Source organism: Sphingomonas sp. C3-2 (assembly GCF_033025475.1).
Taxonomy (GTDB): Bacteria; Pseudomonadota; Alphaproteobacteria; order Sphingomonadales; family Sphingomonadaceae; genus Sphingobium_A.
In genome coordinates this window covers 2,263,560-2,279,564 of record NZ_CP130322.1, presented here as the reverse complement: position 1 = coordinate 2,279,564, position 16,005 = coordinate 2,263,560, and the positions used below count along the sequence as shown (strand labels likewise).

Below are 16,005 nucleotides of genomic sequence, written 5' to 3'. Positions count from 1 at the left end.
TTACTGATCCATCACGTACAATAAATAAAACACAAATCGCAATGGAGATTTCATGAGCGATGTTGATTTACTCCAACAAAATTGCCTTTTGCAACTTTCTCCCATTCGAGGATATAATCGGTATTCTGAAAATAATTTCTTAAAAAATTCAAACATCTCAGAAAAAATATACAATCTTCTTGGCCGCAACAATGGAATTGGGACAATTGCCGCAGAATTTCCTGAGAATTTATCGGTTTTAACCGATGCTACACTAAGCGAAGTGCACAAGCATGGACTGCCACATATCGTCGGGCTTTCTGGTGAGAGTTCTGGATTTGCAATTACTCGTGACTTTCGATCTGCGCTAAAAACACTCCAAATTGAAACGCAAGAATTTTACCCGCTAAAATTCTACGCGCCCCATGATCACGAAAATTCACCTTATATTGCATCCAACCGCACGCTTGTTGGGGAAGGCTTCTTCTGGAAGCCATTGGATATTATCGATATTATTGACTTCTATGCATTGACGGACAAGGTCTATCACGATGGCGATGGCGTGCCGGGCCAAGGTAAATATTACGAGAAAGTAGACCCGCGTTGGCTCGCTGGTTCTTTCACCGTCGGAAAGCCTGTGGCGATCAAGTCCGAGGCTGACATCGCTCATCCGGTATTCTCGGTACGTGGACTAAGGGGAGTCTTTATAGCCGCGCCCTTTTTTCGGATGATGCGGGACAATGAATTTCTCAAATACCACCCGCTCAAGGTTCGTTACCTCGATCCCGACAGGAACTCCGCACTTCGCAAAAATTCGATTGACGCGCGCATCGCGGGCAAGGCTTTTGACCCGATGCCCAATCTCTATTTCGTCGGCACGGCAATGCGCGCACCTGACGACCATGACTGGCAGGCAAAGCTTAGCGGCATCTGATCCGGGAGCATTTCAGCAGAACTCGCTCTCGTCGAAGCCGCGCGACATCGCGCGACCGCCGACGCCATCTGCAACGGCCGCGCGCTTTCGGATTGCCGCGAGCGGGGGCGTGCCCCAAGGGGGAGAGATGATGGCCTGATCTTGTTGGAGTGCCCCGGAATGACCCCGCGCGAATTGATCGATACCGCCAATATCCCCGGCGGCCAGGAGCTGCGGCTGTTCCGCCGTGGGGGGGACTTCATGATCGTCCTCGATCGCAACGAGCTGATGAGCAGCCGGATGAGCGGGTCGGAGGAAGCGCTGGCGGTGATGAGCTGCGAACGGCTGGCCGCGCGGGCGGCGCCGCACATGCTGATCGGGGGTTATGGCATGGGTTTCACCTTGCGGTCGGCGCTGGCGGAACTGGGTGCGGGCGCGCAGGTGACCGTTGCCGAACTGGTGCCCGAAATCATCAGCTGGGCGCGCGGGCCGATGGCCGAGCTGGCGGCGGGATGCCTCGACGATCCGCGCGTGCAGCTTGTCCTGGGCGATGTGGGGGCGGTGATCCGAGGCGCCAACGCCAGCTATGACGCCATCCTGCTCGACGTCGACAATGGCCCCGATGGGCTGACGCGCGTAGGCAACGACGCCTTATATTCGGCGCGGGGGTTGGCGGCGGCAAAGGCCGCGCTCAAGCCCGGCGGGGTGCTGGCAGTGTGGTCGGCCGCGCCGGACAAGGCGTTCACGCGGCGGCTGGCCGAGGCAGGGTTCAGCGTCGACGAAGTAGCGGTGCGTGCGCGCAGCAACGGCAAGGGCGCGCGCCACGTGATCTGGTTCGCGACAAAAGCCGGAAAGGCCTGACCCGCCCGTCTCCGCCCCGCTGCCCCGACCGTCTGCCCCAGCCCTAGCCCCACCGATATGTGCAACCAAAAGAACGCCCTGTGGGTTTTCGTGAAAAGCGCATATTCGTTGAGGAGATGGCCATGAGCATTTTCGGATCGATCAAGGACGCGATCTTCGGCAAGAAGAAGGTGCCCGAGCCGGCCACCGCCCCTGCGGCACCGGCGAGTGCGCCTCCACAGCATATGCCGCATCCGCAAACCACGTCGCTCGAACCCAAGGACCCGGCCGCCGTGCCCGGCGCGCCCGCGCACCAGCCTGCGGCGACGAGCCGGGTGAATGTGGCCTCCATCCTCGACACGCGCGCCGCCGCCGCCGGACAGAGCCTCGACTGGCGGCGGTCGATCGTCGATCTGATGAAATTGCTCGGTCTCGATTCGAGCCTGGAGAATCGCCGCGAGCTGGCGCGCGAACTGGGTTATCCGGGCGATATGGGCGACAGCGCCGCAATGAACTTGTGGCTACACCGCCAGGTCATGCGGGAACTTGCTGAAAATGGCGGTATCGTGCCCCAAGAATTGCGCGACTAGCCCGCTTTCCACCCGAAGCACTTGGCAAGGCCCGCCTCCTCGGCCTAGGAGGCGGGCCTGTTTTGTTGCGGGGAGAAGGAAAGATCATGGCGGAGCCGCTGAAAGTAGCGCTGGCGGGACTGGGAACCGTGGGCAGCGGCGTCATTCGCCTGATCGACGCGAACCGCGAGCTGATTCAGCGCCGCGCCGGACGCCCGATCGAGATCGTCGCGGTTTCGGCGCGCGACCGTTCGAAGGATCGCGGCGTCGATATCTCCCGCTTCCAATGGGTCGACGACATGACGACGCTGGCCGAGGCGAGCGGCGCGGATGTCGTTGTTGAGCTGATCGGCGGATCGGACGGCCCGGCGCTGGCGCTGGCGCGCCGCACGCTGGCCGCGGGCAAGGCGTTCGTCACCGCGAACAAGGCGATGATCGCGCATCACGGCGTGGCACTGGCCGAGATCGCCGACGGCAAGGACGTTGCGCTGAAGTTCGAGGCGGCGGTGGCCGGCGGCATCCCGGTGATCAAGGGCCTGCGCGAAGGCGCGGCCGCCAACGAGATCACGCGGGTTTACGGCATCCTCAACGGCACCTGCAATTACATCCTGACCACGATGGAAAAGGATGGCCGCGACTTTTCAGAGGTGCTCGCCGAGGCGCAGGCGCTGGGTTATGCCGAGGCCGATCCGAGCTTTGACATTGACGGCGTCGACGCCGCGCACAAGCTTTCGATTCTGGCGAGCCTGGCGTTCGGCAGCACGCTCGATTTCGACGGTGTCGACACGGCGGGCATCCGCCACGTCATTGCCGCCGACATTTTCGAGGCCGAACAGCTGGGGTTCAAGGTGCGCCTGGTGGGCGTGGCCGAAGCCAATGGCCACGGCCTGTTCCAGCGCGTTCACCCCTGCCTCGTCCCCGTCAGCCACCCGCTGGCGCATGTCGCGGGATCGCTCAACGCCGTCGTGGCCGAGGGCAATTTCGTCGGCCGCCTGCTGTTCCAGGGCGCGGGCGCGGGTGACGGCCCGACCGCATCGGCCGTTGTTGCCGACCTGATCGACGTGGCGCGCGGCGAATATGGCACCGCCTTTGCCATGCCGGTTTCGGCGATGTCCGAACCCGGCCGCGCCGATGCGGGCGAACGCGTCGGCCGTTCCTATATCCGCCTCAGCGTGCAGGACCGCCCCGGCGTGCTCGCCGAGATCGCGACCGCGATGCGCGATGCGGGGGTTTCGATCGAAAGCTTCATCCAGCGCGGCGTATCGAGCGATTCGGGCGTGATCATCGCGCTGGTCACGCACCAGTGCGCCGAGCGCTGCGTCGTCGACGCACTGGAACGCCTGTCGGGATCGGCGAGCCTGACCGGCCAGCCGATGCTGATGCATATCCTCGATTTCTGAGGGTTATTCGGCGTCGGGATCGATGAGACGCGCGGCGGCCTTGGCGACAAGCGCCGCCGCACCGATCAAGGGCAAGCCACCACCGCATGTGTCGGTGGAAAGCATTCCGCAACTGCCCGAACGTACCCGCGCGGCCGAGGCCGTTGGCACCTCTCCCCGCACCCGCCGATCGCCTTCGACATGGCGTTCATCGGGCAGCGGCAGCCGGAAACGATCGCGGTCCCCGCGCCCACAGACCAGAATCTCGTCCCCCATGGTCGATCCGCTGCAACGCGCCGAAGCGCTTCGCGTCAGCGCGTCGTAACGCTGCATCGCCTGATCGACATCGGACGCGGCCGCCTCTTGCGCACCGGCAGCCATAGGAAGACCGGGCATGATCGCACACAGAACAAGGAACAGCGCCTTCGTCATGCGGGTTCGCCTTTCGTACCCAAGCGGACACCACTATCGCCAAACACGCAAGTAATGCTTTGAAAAGCGACGATCGCCGCCAATCGAGCGGTGCAATTGCCCATGTCATTCTCGACAATCCGGCCGCGCTCGCCTATCGCGCGGGAACTGATTTCAAGGAAAGATGGCAAATATGGTGGAAGCAAGTCGCATTCTCGATCGTGTCCTGGTGCTTGAAATGGTCCGGGTCACCGAGGCCGCCGCGATTGCCGCATCCAAGCTGATCGGACGGGGCGACGAAAAGGCCGCCGATGCCGCTGCCGTGGAGGCCATGCGCGCGGCGCTGAACGAACTCGACATGGACGGCACCGTCGTCATCGGCGAAGGCGAACGCGACGAAGCCCCGATGCTTTATATCGGCGAAAAGGTTGGCGCGGCACAGGGCACCGGCCCCAAGATCGACATCGCGCTCGACCCGCTGGAAGGCACGACGATCACCGCAAAGGCCGGCCCCAACGCGCTTGCGGTGCTCGCGATCGCCGAGGAAGGCAATCTGCTGAACGCCCCCGACGTCTATATGGACAAGCTGGCCGTTGGCCCGGGCTATCCCGAAGGCGTGATCGACCTCGACAAGTCGGTGCGCCAGAACGTCGAAGCCGTGGCGGCTGCCAAGGGCGTGAGCCCCGCCGAAATCATCGTCTGCGTGCTCGACCGTCCGCGCCATGAAAAGCTTATCGCCGAACTGCGCGAAATCGGCTGCGGCATCATGCTGATCCCCGATGGCGACGTGGCCGGCGTGATCGCGACCACCGATCCCGACACGACGATCGACATCTATATGGGTTCGGGCGGCGCGCCCGAGGGCGTTCTGGCGGCGGCGGCACTGCGCTGCGTCGGTGGCCAGTTCAAGGGCCGCCTGCTGTTCCGCAACGACGACGAACGCGCGCGCGCGCGCAAATGGGGCATCGAAGATCTCGACAAGATCTACGACCTCAAGGAACTGGCCAAGGGCGACTGCATCTTCGCCGCAACCGGCGTGACCGACGGTTCGCTGCTCGAAGGCGTGAAGCGCCGCAAGGGCGACCTGATGACAACCGAAAGCGTCGTGATGCGCGCCAGCTCGGGCACCGTGCGCTGGGTCAAGGGCGAGCACCGCAAGCCGCGCTGATTCCCGGTTCATCCGGCCCTGAAAACGGGCCGGACATGAAAAAGGGGCGGAAAGATCGGTCTTTCCGCCCCTTTTCTTTTTGTCGTTATCCGATCACGCTCAGCCCGCCACGGTGCGCGGGCGCGCCTGGCGATAGGTGCCGAGCAGCCGCACCCATTTGGTGTGGAAGCGCAGTTCCTCGAGCGCGCGGTCGACCGCCGGATCGCCGGGCTTGCCCTCGATATCGGCGAAGAATTCGGTGGCCGCGAAGCTGGCGCCGCGCTGATAGCTTTCGAGCTTGGTCATGTTGACGCCGTTGGTGGCGAAGCCGCCCATCGCCTTGAAGAGCGCGGCGGGGATGTTCTTCACCTCGAAGACGAAGGTCGTCATCACCGGGCCGTCCGCGGGCACGGGCACGGGGTTGCGCGCGAGCAGGACGAAGCGCGTGGTGTTGTCATCCGAATCGGCCAGCCCCTCGGCCAGCGTTTCGAGCCCGTAGAGATTGGCGGCGAGCGGCGGTGCGATCGCCGCGACCTTGGGATCGTTCATTTCCGCCACCAGCGCGGCCGCGCCCGCCGTATCGGCATAGGCGACGGGGTGGATGCCGCGCGCGCGCAGCCATTTGCGGCACTGGCCCAGCGCCTGCGGATGGCTCGTCGCCTCGCGCACGCCGTCCAGCGGGCCCTGCCCCATCAGGCTGTAGCGGATCGGCAGGAAATGTTCGCCGATGATCACCAGCCCAGATTCAGGCAGCAGGAAATGGATGTCGGCGACGCGGCCGTGGAGCGAATTTTCGATGGGGATCATCGCGCGGTCGGCGCGGCCTTCCTTTACCGCATCGATCGCGTCTTCAAAGCTGAAACAGGGCACCGCGATCGCATCGGGGCACATCTGTTCGACCGCGATGTGTGAATTCGCGCCGGGCGCGCCCTGAAAGGTCACGGCACGCGCGGGATCCTGCGCGGCGGCGTCCACCATCTGCTGAACAATGTGGCGAGCGGGGAGAGGATAATTTTCCATGATATGGCGCTGCGCTTAAGACTTAACTACTTCCCAAGCAAGGCATGGCTTGCGGTTATGAACTTGCGCTTATAAAGGAAACCCCAAATGTGCCCGGGAGAGCAGAGGGGTTTCAATGGACGACAGGTTCAACACATTTGCGGGTTGGGTTTTGGCTGCGGGTATCGTGGCGTTGGGCACTTCAATCGCGAGCGGGATGTATTTCAAGGAGCATGCTCCTGAAAAGCCGGGCTTCGAAGTGGCGGACGCCGATCCGAACGCTGGCGGGGGCGCCGGCGGCGCAGCCGAAGTGGACATTGCGACGCTTCTGCCCACCGCCGATCCGGCCAAGGGCGCAGACGTCTTCAAGAAGTGCGTGGCCTGCCACACCATCAACCAGGGTGGCGCAAACGGCATCGGCCCCAATCTTTGGGGCGCGCTGGGCAAGGCGCATGGCCATGTTCCGGGCTTTGCCTATTCCGACGCGCTGAAGGGCGTTGCGGGCAACTGGGACTTTGCCGGCATGGACAAATGGCTGGCCAGCCCGCGCAAATATGCGCCGGGCACCAAGATGACCTTCGCCGGCCTTTCCAAGCCCGAAGATCGCGCCAACCTGATCGCGTATATGAACACGCAAGGGTCGAACCTGCCGCTGCCCGCAGCAGGCGCAGCCCCGGCGGAAGCCGCAGCAGCGGACGCAGGAGCAGCACCGGCCAATGCCGAGGCACCGGCGGCCAATGCGGAAGCGCCCGCCGCGCACTGACGCGGAACGCGCGAAGCGAACGAAAAAGGGGCGGCCAGATAATGGCCGCCCCTTTTTGTTTTGGGTTTTGCGTTCAGCGCGCCCGGTGGCGATGCAACCGGACCACGCCGCCCGCGATCAGAAGCTGCCGCAGGGCGCCAGATCGTAGAATTCGCGGATGATCGCCCAGGCCTCTTCGGCGGTTTCGACGAAGCGGAAGAGCTCGAGATCCTTGTAGGAAATCACGCCTTCCTCGGCGAGCGCCTCGAAATTGACGACGCGTTCCCAGAATTCACGGCCGAACAGCAGCACCGGCATCGGCTTGGCCTTGCCCGTCTGGATGAGCGTGAGCAGTTCGAACATCTCGTCGAACGTGCCGAAGCCGCCGGGGAAGACCGCAACGGCGCGCGCGCGGAGCAGGAAGTGCATTTTGCGCAGCGCGAAATAGTGGAACTGGAAGCTGAGCGACGGCGTGACAAATTCGTTGGGCGCCTGTTCGTGCGGGAGCACGATGTTGAGCCCGACTGATTCCGCACCGACATCGGCAGCGCCGCGATTGGCGGCTTCCATGATCGAGGGGCCGCCGCCCGAGCAGATCACGAACTGGCGCTTGCCGTCGACATCGCGCGGGCATTCGCTGGCGAGCCGCGCGAGTTCGCGCGCGACGTCGTAATAATGCGACTTGGCGACGAGCCGTTCGGCGATCTTGCGGCTGCGATCGTCGGTGGCGGCATCGAGCAGCGCGGCAGCCTGGGCGGGTTCGGGAATGCGCGCCGAACCATAGAAGACGAGCGTCGATCCGATCTTGGCTTCTTCGAGAAGCAGTTCGGGCTTGAGCAGTTCAAGCTGGAAGCGGATCGGACGAAGATCCTCGCGCAGCAGGAATTCGGTGTCCTGAAAGGCGAGCTTATAGGCGGGATCCGCCGTCTGGGCGGTGGCCGCGCCCTGCTTCGCCGTTTCGGCATCCTGCTTTGCCTGGGGAAATACGCGGTTGGGTACAGTCGAAGTGTTTGTCATCCGCCCATCTCTACTCGCTTATGCGGGCCGACCCAAGCGCGATTACCGGCAATAGGGCCCCCGCCCCATGTCGAAATGGAGGTGATCGTGATGCGCGGCGTTATAGTCGGGGCCCAGCACCGTCTGGAACCGCTTGCACGCCGACCGGTGGAGCGCACGCAGGAACTGGCGCTCGTCCGAGGAGCCCGACCAGCCTGCCTTGACCGAGACGCGCCGCCCATCGGCAAGGATGAAGGCCGACACGTCGACGGCGTTGGCGAAGGCATGTTCCGAACGCTGGCTGGCGGCTGGCCCGGCCACGCCGTTGATGTTGCGGCAGGCATAGCTGCCCATTGTTTCGATCTTCACCAGTTCGCCGCGCAGGAAGCGGCGCGCGGCGGGCATTGCGGCATAATAGGCCCACTGTGCGAAGGTCCGCGCGAGCGGGCACTGCATCGCGCCGAGATTCGCGACGGGCACGCCGACATCGAGCAGCTTGACCGAATCGATCGCCGAGCAGCCGCCGGGAAAATTGCGGTCGGGCAGCGCATCGAAGCGGACATCGGCGGCGCGCAGATCGGCAAAGCACTGGCGTAGTTCGCTGGCGCTGAGGCGCGGGCGTTCCTTGACCACCGGCGCCGGCCGGTTGGGCGCGGGCTTGCGCCCACCACCGCCCGCACAACCGGCAAGCACCAGTGCGGCGAGAACAGGGACGACCAAGGGACGGAAAAACGCGATGGACACCATGACCGCCTTGTCCCCGGAATTGCTGGGAAAGAAAAGCCCACAAGACCCTTTTCCGCCAATTTTGCGGCCGGCTGCGGCGCAAGGCGGTTGACAGAATCGTCCATATCCTTAGGAGCGGCAGCGGGCCACGCGGTCCCAACGCCGCGCGTGCTCTCTGCAAGGAGAAGCATTACATGACTGATACACTGCCTCGCCCCGGCGCAAAGCCTGCGCGTCCGCATTTTTCCTCTGGCCCCTGCGCGAAGCCGCCGGGCTGGGCCCCCGAAAGACTGGCCACCGGTTCGCTCGGTCGCTCGCACCGCTCCAAGCTGGGCAAGAGCCGCCTTGAGCATGCCATCAATCTTACCCGCGAAATCCTGCGCGTGCCCGATACGCACCGCATCGGTATCGTTCCCGCCTCCGACACGGGCGCCGTCGAAATGGCGCTGTGGTCGATGCTTGGCGCACGCCCCGTCACGATGGTTGCCTGGGAAAGCTTCGGTGAAGGTTGGATCACCGACGTCAACAAGCAACTGAAGCTCGACGCGAATGTCGTGAAGGCGCCTTATGGCGAACTTCCCGACCTCGCCGCGCTCGACCAGTCGAACGACATCGTCCTCACTTGGAACGGCACCACATCGGGCGTTCGCGTACCGAATGGCGACTGGATCCGCGACGACCGCGAAGGCCTGATCTTCGCGGATTCGACCTCGGCCGTGTTCGCGATGGACATGCCCTGGGACAAGCTCGATGTCGTCACCTTCTCGTGGCAGAAGGTGATGGGCGGTGAAGGTGCGCACGGCATCCTGATCCTGAGCCCCCGCGCGGTCGAACGCCTTGAAAGCTATGCCCCGGCATGGCCGCTGCCCAAGATCTTCCGCATGACCAAGGGCGGCAAGCTGATCGAAGGCATCTTCAAGGGCGAAACGATCAACACGCCGTCGATGCTCGCGGTCGAAGACTATATCTTCGCACTCGAATGGGCGAAGTCGATCGGTGGTCTCGATGCGCTGAAGGCGCGTTCGCAGGCCAATGCCAAGGCGCTCGACGCGATCGTCCAGAAATATGACTGGCTCGATCACCTCGCCGCCGATGCCGGCGTGCGTTCGAACACCTCGGTCTGCCTGAAGTTTGCCGACGCAGCCGTCGAAGGCCTGGACGAGGCGGCACAGCTCGCGCTCGTCAAGAAGATCGCGTCGCTGCTCGAAGCCGAAGACGCGGCCTATGACGTCGCCGGATACCGCGATGCGCCTCCGGGCCTTCGCATCTGGTGCGGCGCCACGGTCGACACCGCGGACATCGAAGCGCTTGGCCCCTGGCTCGACTGGGCCTGGCAGCAGACGCGCGCCGCCTAATCCGATTGCCGGTTCCCGCATCAGCGGGAACCCCCTTCCCACTGATGCCCGAGATTTGCGCGACGCGCCCGGCAACAGGACAAGGAAAATCCAATGCCCAAAGTTCTCATTTCCGACAAAATGGACCCCAAGGCCGCCGAAATCTTTCGTGCGCGCGGCATCGAAGTCGATGAAATCACCGGCAAGACCAAGGACGAACTGATTGCCATCATCGGCAATTATGACGGCCTGGCGATCCGTTCGGCCACCAAGGTGACCAAGGACGTGCTCGACGCCGCGACCAACCTGAAGGTTGTCGGCCGCGCCGGCATCGGCGTCGACAATGTCGATATCCCGGCGGCGTCCGCCAAGGGCGTGGTGGTGATGAATACCCCGTTCGGCAACTCGATCACCACCGCCGAGCACGCGATTGCGCTGATGTTCGCGCTTGCCCGCCAGCTTCCCGAAGCCGATGTGTCGACCCAGGCCGGCAAGTGGGAAAAGAACCGCTTCATGGGCGTCGAGCTGACCAACAAGACGCTCGGCCTGATCGGCGCGGGCAATATCGGCTCGATCGTTGCCGACCGCGCCCGCGGCCTGAAGATGAAGGTTGCCGCCTTTGACCCGTTCCTGACCCCCGAACGCGCGGTGGAAATGGGCGTGGAGAAGGTGACGCTCGACGAACTGCTCGCCAAGGCGGACTTCATCACGCTGCACACGCCGCTGACCGACCAGACCCGCAACATCCTGAGCCGCGAGAACCTGGCCAAGACCAAGAAGGGCGTTCGCATCATCAACTGCGCACGCGGTGGTCTGGTCGACGAAGCGGCGCTGAAGGACGCGCTCGATTCGGGCCATGTCGCAGGCGCCGCGCTCGACGTGTTCGTCACCGAGCCGGCAACCGAATCGCCGCTGTTCGGCACGCCGAACTTCATTTCGACCCCGCACCTTGGCGCATCGACCTCGGAAGCGCAGGTGAACGTCGCGATCCAGGTGGCCGAACAGCTTTCGGAATATCTGCTGACCGGCGGTGTCACCAACGCGCTGAACGTGCCGTCGCTGTCGGCCGAGGAAGCCCCGAAGCTGAAGCCGTACATGGCGCTGGCTGAAAAGCTGGGCGCGCTTGTCGGCCAGCTTGAAGGCGACCGTATCCGCGCGGTGGCCGTCGAAGTCGAAGGCGCTGCCGCCGAACTGAACCAGAAGCCGATCACGGCCGCCGTGCTGGCCGGCCTGATGCGCGTCTATTCGGACACGGTGAACATGGTGAACGCACCGTTCCTTGCCAAGGAACGCGGCCTCGACGTGCGCGAAGTGCGCCACGAGCGCGAAGGCGATTACCACACGCTGGTGCGCGTCGCGATCACGCTGGAAGACGGCGGCGAGCGTTCGGTTGCGGGCACGCTGTTCGGCAACCGCGAACCGCGCCTTGTCGAACTGTTCGGCATCAAGATGGAAGCCGACCTGACCGGCGACATGCTCTATGTCATCAACCAGGACGCACCGGGCTTTATCGGCCGCATCGGTTCGTCGCTGGGTGAAGCCGACGTCAACATCGCGACCTTCCACCTCGGCCGTCGCAGCCACGGCCCGGGCGGTGAAGCAGCGCTTCTGCTGTCGATCGACACGCCGGTTCCCGAGCCCGTCCTGTGGGCGGTCTGCAACCTGCCGGGCGTGAAGAAGGTCAAGGCGCTCAAATTCTAATCCGGAAAAGATGCGATGATCCGGAAAGGCGCTTTCCGTCTTTCCGGATCATGCATTAAGGAGGCGCCATGATTCCCGCTGGCTTGCTCCCCGAAGGTTTTCGCGATCGGCTTCCGCCCGAGGCCGAAGCCATTGCCCGTATCGTCCGCCGCGTTCTCGATACCGCGGCCAGCCATGGCTATGAGCGCGTGGCCCCGCCGCTTGCCGAATTCGAGGCCGGGCTGGCCAGTCGGCTGAAGCTGACGCGGCCGCAGGACCTGCTCCGCTTCGTCGATCCGGTGTCGCAGCGCACCATGGCGGTACGCCCCGACATCACCGCGCAGGTTGGCCGAATCGCCGCCACGCGCATGGCGCACCACCCCCGCCCCGTCCGCCTCGCTTATGGCGGGTCGGTGCTGAAGCTGAAGGCGACGCAGCTGCGCCCCGAACGCGAGATGATGCAGGTCGGCGCCGAGCTGATCGGCCTCGACAGCGTTGCCGCCGCGCGCGAAGTGGTGAGCGTTGCCATCGAGGCGCTGGGCCATGCCGATGTCAGCGGCATCACCATCGATTTCACCCTGCCCGATCTGGTCGAGACGCTGGCCGCCGGCCCGCTGGCGGTGGACGCTGCGCGCGTGCCCGCAATCCGCACGCTGCTCGACGCCAAGGACGCAGGCGGGCTTGTTGCCGCAGGTGCGGGCGCGTTCCTGCCGCTGGTGGAAGCTGCAGGGCCCTTTGACGCGGCGGTGGCGCGGCTGCGCGGCTTTGCCGGCGGCGCGCTCGACGGACGGCTCGATGCGCTGGAGGCCATCGCCGCCCCGATCCGCGACAAGGCGACACTGACGCTCGACCCGACCGAGCGGCATGGTTTTGAATATCAGAGCTGGTTCGGCTTTTCGCTGTTCGCCAATGGCGTGAGCGGCGAGATCGGCCGGGGCGGTTCCTATGCGATCCTGCATGAAGACGGCCATGACGAACCGGCCACCGGCTTTTCGCTTTATTGCGACCCGCTGGTCGATGCCGGGCTGGCGACGCAGGAACGTCGCCGGCTGTTCGTGCCCTACGGCGCCGATCCCGCGATGGCCGCGGAGATGCGTGCGCAGGGCTGGGTGACGGTGGCGGCGCTGACGCCCGACGATACGCCCGAGGCGCAGATCTGTTCGCATATCCTGCGCGACGGGGAAGCGGTTACGGCGTGACGCCCGGCGCGGTGGACGAATCCGCCGCACGCGACTAGAGCGTTTCGCGATTGCGAATTTCCGCCGGGCCCGTTTTTGCGGGCCCCGCACATGTTTCCTGCCCCGCGACCGAGAAAGGTTCTCGGCCCGAGCGGGGCGCACCGACCTGGAGAATAGTGTCTTGGCGAATGTAGCGGTAATCGGCGCCCAATGGGGCGATGAGGGCAAGGGCAAGATCGTCGACTGGCTGGCCGAACGCGCCGACGTCGTCGTGCGCTTTCAGGGCGGCCACAATGCCGGGCACACGCTCGTCATCGGCGAGAATGTCTACAAGCTCTCGCTCCTCCCCTCGGGAATCGTGCGCGGCACGCCGAGCGTGATCGGCAACGGCGTGGTGCTCGACCCCTGGGCGCTCAAGGCCGAGGTCGAGAAGCTGTCGGGCCAGGGCGTCAAGGTTGACCCCGAAACGCTGCACATCGCCGACAATTGCACGCTGATCCTGCCCTTCCACCGCGATCTCGACGCGCTGCGCGAAGATGCAAGCGGCGCCGGCAAGATCGGCACCACGCGCCGCGGCATCGGCCCGGCCTATGAAGACAAGGTCGGCCGCCGCGCGATCCGCGTGTGCGACCTCGCGCATCTGGACGATCTTGGCCCGCAGCTCGACCGGCTGTGCGCGCACCATGACGCGCTGCGCGCGGGTTTCGGCGAAGGCCCGATCGACCGCGAACGCCTGCTGACCGAACTCGCCGAAATCGCCGAATTCGTGCTGCAGTTCGCCAAGCCCGTCTGGCTTCAGCTCAACGAAGCGCGCAAGCGCGGCGACCGTATCCTGTTCGAAGGCGCGCAGGGCGTTCTGCTCGACGTCGACCACGGCACCTATCCGTTCGTCACCTCGTCGAACACCATCGCCGGCACCGCCGCCGGTGGTTCGGGCCTTGGCCCGAGCGCAGTGGGCTTCGTGCTTGGCATCGCCAAGGCCTATACCACGCGCGTCGGCTCGGGCCCCTTCCCGACCGAACTCGAAGACGAAACCGGCCAGCGCCTTGGCGAACGCGGCCATGAATTCGGCACCGTCACGGGCCGCAAGCGCCGCTGCGGCTGGTTCGACGCGGTGCTTGTGCGCCAGTCGGTTGCGGTTTCGGGTGTTACCGGCATCGCGCTCACCAAGCTCGACGTGCTCGACGGGTTCGAAACGGTGAAGATCTGCACCGGCTATATGCTGCGCGGCGAGAAGATCGACCATTACCCCGCCCATGCCGCCGATCAGGCCGCGGTGGAGCCGATCTACGAAGAAATCGAAGGCTGGTCGGAATCGACTGCCGGTGCGCGCAGCTGGGCGCAGCTTCCCGCGCAGGCGATCAAATATATCCGCCGCGTCGAGGAACTGATCCAGTGCCCGGTCGCGCTGGTATCCACGAGCCCCGAACGCGAGGACACGATCCTCGTCCGCGACCCCTTCGCCGACTGATAAGCAAAGGGCGGCCAGACCGAAGTCTGGCCGCCCGGCAGCGCGAAAGGGGTAATGCGCGCTTAAGGCGGTTTATGCCGCGATTTTAACGGGGCTTATCAGCCTTTTTCTTGTTGGCATGATCGGCATGATCCGCGCCGCCCGGGGCGGGCTGCGCCTGATCTGCCGCAGCCGCCGGTGCGGCAGCATCCTGCGCCGCAGCTTCGGCCGAATAACCGGGTGCTGCCTGTGCAGCCTCTGGCGACGGCGCGGGCGCCGCGCTGGCCTCGGCGGGCTGCGCCGAACCTTCGACAGGCGCGCTCTGCGCCATCAGGGCGGTCGGTGCCGCCAGCATCGCAATAGCCATCATCATCTTGGTGCGCATTCAGTCTCTCCGAATTATTGGCAATTCGAGAACGCCGGACATGCATAAGGGTTCGGCGGCGCGCCGCGCTTCACCGCGCAATCCGCACCGCTTCAGGGCAGGACGCGCGCAATCGGGGATCAGCGGCTTCGGATATGCCGCATTACCGCCGATCAGGAACCCTGACTGAAGATGACGGGGCTAAAAGCTCAACCGCATTGGGCGCGGTGGAGCAGCTTCTGGTCGGCGAGGACGAGCGCCATCATCGCTTCGACCACGGGGACGCCGCGGATGCCGACGCACGGATCGTGCCGCCCCTTGGTGCGGATATCGGCGGCCTGCCCCTCGCGGTCGACGGTTTCGACCGGGATCAGGATCGAGCTGGTCGGTTTGAAGGCGATGCGCACGCGCACCGGCTGGCCGGTGGAGATGCCGCCCGCAATACCGCCCGCATGGTTGGCGAGAAATTCGATGCCGTCCGCGCCGGGGCGCATCGGATCGGCATTTTCCTCGCCGCGAAGCCGCGCGGCAGCAAAGCCGTCGCCAATCTCGACGCCCTTCACCGCGTTGATCGACATCATCGCCGACGCGAGTTCGCTATCGAGCTTGGCATAGAGCGGCGCGCCCCAGCCGGCGGGGACGCCCACCGCCTCGCATTCGACGACCGCGCCGACCGAGGAGCCCGATTTGCGGGCGTCGTCGACAATCGCTTCCCAGCGCTTGGCGGCTTCGGCATCGGGGCAGAAAAAGGGGTTATTGTCGATTTCGGACAGATCGAACCGTGCCGGATCGATCGCGTCGCCGCCGATTTCGGACACCCAGGCGCGAATCGTGACCTCGGGGATCACCGCACGGGCGACCGCGCCCGCCGCGACGCGCGACGCGGTTTCGCGCGCCGAGCTGCGCCCACCGCCGCGATAATCGCGGAAACCATATTTGGCGTCATAGGCATAATCGGCATGGCCGGGGCGATACGCCTTGGCGACCTCGGAATAATCCTTGGAGCGCTGGTCGACATTCTCGATCATCAGGCTGATCGGGGTGCCGGTGGTGCGGCCTTCGAACACGCCCGAGAGGATGCGCACCTGATCGGGTTCCTGCCGCTGCGTGGTGAAGCGCGACGTGCCCGGGCGACGCTTGTCGAGCCAGGGCTGGATGTCGGTTTCGGAGAGCGACAGCCCCGGCGGGCACCCGTCCACCACGGCGCCCAGCGCGGGCCCATGGCTTTCGCCCCAGGTCGTAAAACGGAATACGCGACCAAAGCTGTTGAAGCTCATCTGAAATCAACCAATTCTGTC

Annotated in this window: 16 protein-coding genes; 10 read left to right on the top strand and 6 right to left on the bottom strand. The window is 64.6% G+C overall.

The features are described from left to right. The first annotated feature begins 52 nt into the window (after positions 1 to 52). The 4 genes from QYC26_RS10955 to QYC26_RS10940 all read left to right on the top strand — a co-directional run bounded on the left by QYC26_RS10955 (position 53) and on the right by QYC26_RS10940 (position 3,701). Positions 53 to 913 carry a hypothetical protein gene (locus QYC26_RS10955; protein ID WP_317512257.1) on the top strand — a complete coding sequence of 287 codons (861 nt, stop codon included), beginning with the start codon at positions 53 to 55 and terminating at the stop codon, positions 911 to 913. Between the two features lie 159 nt (positions 914 to 1,072). Then, on the top strand, positions 1,073 to 1,753 hold the full coding sequence (locus tag QYC26_RS10950; RefSeq protein WP_317512256.1) for an MnmC family methyltransferase: 681 nt from the start codon (positions 1,073 to 1,075) through the stop codon (positions 1,751 to 1,753). A 122-nt stretch (positions 1,754 to 1,875) separates the two neighbouring features. Further along, complete coding sequence (locus QYC26_RS10945) at positions 1,876 to 2,322, top strand: DUF3597 domain-containing protein (protein WP_317512255.1); 447 nt, start codon at positions 1,876 to 1,878, stop codon at positions 2,320 to 2,322. 86 nt (positions 2,323 to 2,408) lie between these two features. Continuing rightward, entirely contained in the window at positions 2,409 to 3,701 is a 1,293-nt protein-coding gene (locus QYC26_RS10940) for a homoserine dehydrogenase (RefSeq protein ID WP_317512254.1), read from the top strand. Positions 3,702 to 3,704: 3 nt separating this feature from the next. Here the strand turns inward: QYC26_RS10940 and QYC26_RS10935 are convergent, their stop codons facing one another. Continuing rightward, the gene (locus QYC26_RS10935; protein WP_317512253.1) at positions 3,705 to 4,112 is read right to left on the bottom strand and encodes a hypothetical protein; all 408 of its coding nucleotides are present in this window, start codon (positions 4,110 to 4,112) and stop codon (positions 3,705 to 3,707) included. Between the two features lie 172 nt (positions 4,113 to 4,284). Between QYC26_RS10935 and glpX the strand changes: the two genes are divergently transcribed. Further along, the gene (glpX, locus tag QYC26_RS10930) at positions 4,285 to 5,259 is read left to right on the top strand and encodes a class II fructose-bisphosphatase (protein WP_317512252.1); all 975 of its coding nucleotides are present in this window, start codon (positions 4,285 to 4,287) and stop codon (positions 5,257 to 5,259) included. A 99-nt stretch (positions 5,260 to 5,358) separates the two neighbouring features. Here the strand turns inward: glpX and QYC26_RS10925 are convergent, their stop codons facing one another. Further along, positions 5,359 to 6,258 (bottom strand): prephenate dehydratase, encoded by a 900-nt coding sequence (locus QYC26_RS10925; RefSeq protein WP_317512251.1) that lies wholly within the window; start codon positions 6,256 to 6,258, stop codon positions 5,359 to 5,361. A gap of 115 nt (positions 6,259 to 6,373) precedes the next feature. Between QYC26_RS10925 and QYC26_RS10920 the strand changes: the two genes are divergently transcribed. Next, positions 6,374 to 7,000 (top strand): cytochrome c family protein, encoded by a 627-nt coding sequence (locus tag QYC26_RS10920; RefSeq protein ID WP_317512250.1) that lies wholly within the window; start codon positions 6,374 to 6,376, stop codon positions 6,998 to 7,000. A 117-nt stretch (positions 7,001 to 7,117) separates the two neighbouring features. Here the strand turns inward: QYC26_RS10920 and QYC26_RS10915 are convergent, their stop codons facing one another. Further along, entirely contained in the window at positions 7,118 to 7,996 is an 879-nt protein-coding gene (locus tag QYC26_RS10915) for an LOG family protein (RefSeq protein ID WP_317512249.1), read from the bottom strand. 42 nt (positions 7,997 to 8,038) lie between these two features. Further along, positions 8,039 to 8,722 carry an extensin family protein gene (locus QYC26_RS10910; protein WP_317512248.1) on the bottom strand — a complete coding sequence of 228 codons (684 nt, stop codon included), beginning with the start codon at positions 8,720 to 8,722 and terminating at the stop codon, positions 8,039 to 8,041. 173 nt (positions 8,723 to 8,895) lie between these two features. Here QYC26_RS10910 and QYC26_RS10905 point away from each other — a divergent pair, with 173 nt between their 5' ends. The 4 genes from QYC26_RS10905 to QYC26_RS10890 all read left to right on the top strand — a co-directional run bounded on the left by QYC26_RS10905 (position 8,896) and on the right by QYC26_RS10890 (position 14,364). Next, positions 8,896 to 10,056, top strand: coding sequence for a phosphoserine transaminase (locus QYC26_RS10905; protein WP_317512247.1), 1,161 nt, complete (start codon positions 8,896 to 8,898; stop codon positions 10,054 to 10,056). Between the two features lie 93 nt (positions 10,057 to 10,149). After that, complete coding sequence (gene serA / locus QYC26_RS10900; RefSeq protein WP_317512246.1) at positions 10,150 to 11,736, top strand: phosphoglycerate dehydrogenase; 1,587 nt, start codon at positions 10,150 to 10,152, stop codon at positions 11,734 to 11,736. A gap of 68 nt (positions 11,737 to 11,804) precedes the next feature. After that, complete coding sequence (locus QYC26_RS10895) at positions 11,805 to 12,914, top strand: ATP phosphoribosyltransferase regulatory subunit (RefSeq protein ID WP_317512245.1); 1,110 nt, start codon at positions 11,805 to 11,807, stop codon at positions 12,912 to 12,914. Positions 12,915 to 13,074: 160 nt separating this feature from the next. Next, positions 13,075 to 14,364, top strand: a complete 1,290-nt coding sequence (locus tag QYC26_RS10890) for an adenylosuccinate synthase (RefSeq protein WP_317512244.1) — start codon at positions 13,075 to 13,077, stop codon at positions 14,362 to 14,364. A gap of 85 nt (positions 14,365 to 14,449) precedes the next feature. On the opposite strand, the gene QYC26_RS10885 is transcribed toward QYC26_RS10890, so the two are convergent. Continuing rightward, positions 14,450 to 14,728, bottom strand: a complete 279-nt coding sequence (locus QYC26_RS10885) for a hypothetical protein (RefSeq protein WP_317512243.1) — start codon at positions 14,726 to 14,728, stop codon at positions 14,450 to 14,452. A 188-nt stretch (positions 14,729 to 14,916) separates the two neighbouring features. After that, a complete protein-coding gene (gene aroC, locus QYC26_RS10880; protein WP_317512242.1) occupies positions 14,917 to 15,984 on the bottom strand; it encodes a chorismate synthase in 1,068 nt (355 codons plus the stop codon). Positions 15,985 to 16,005: the final 21 nt, after the last annotated feature.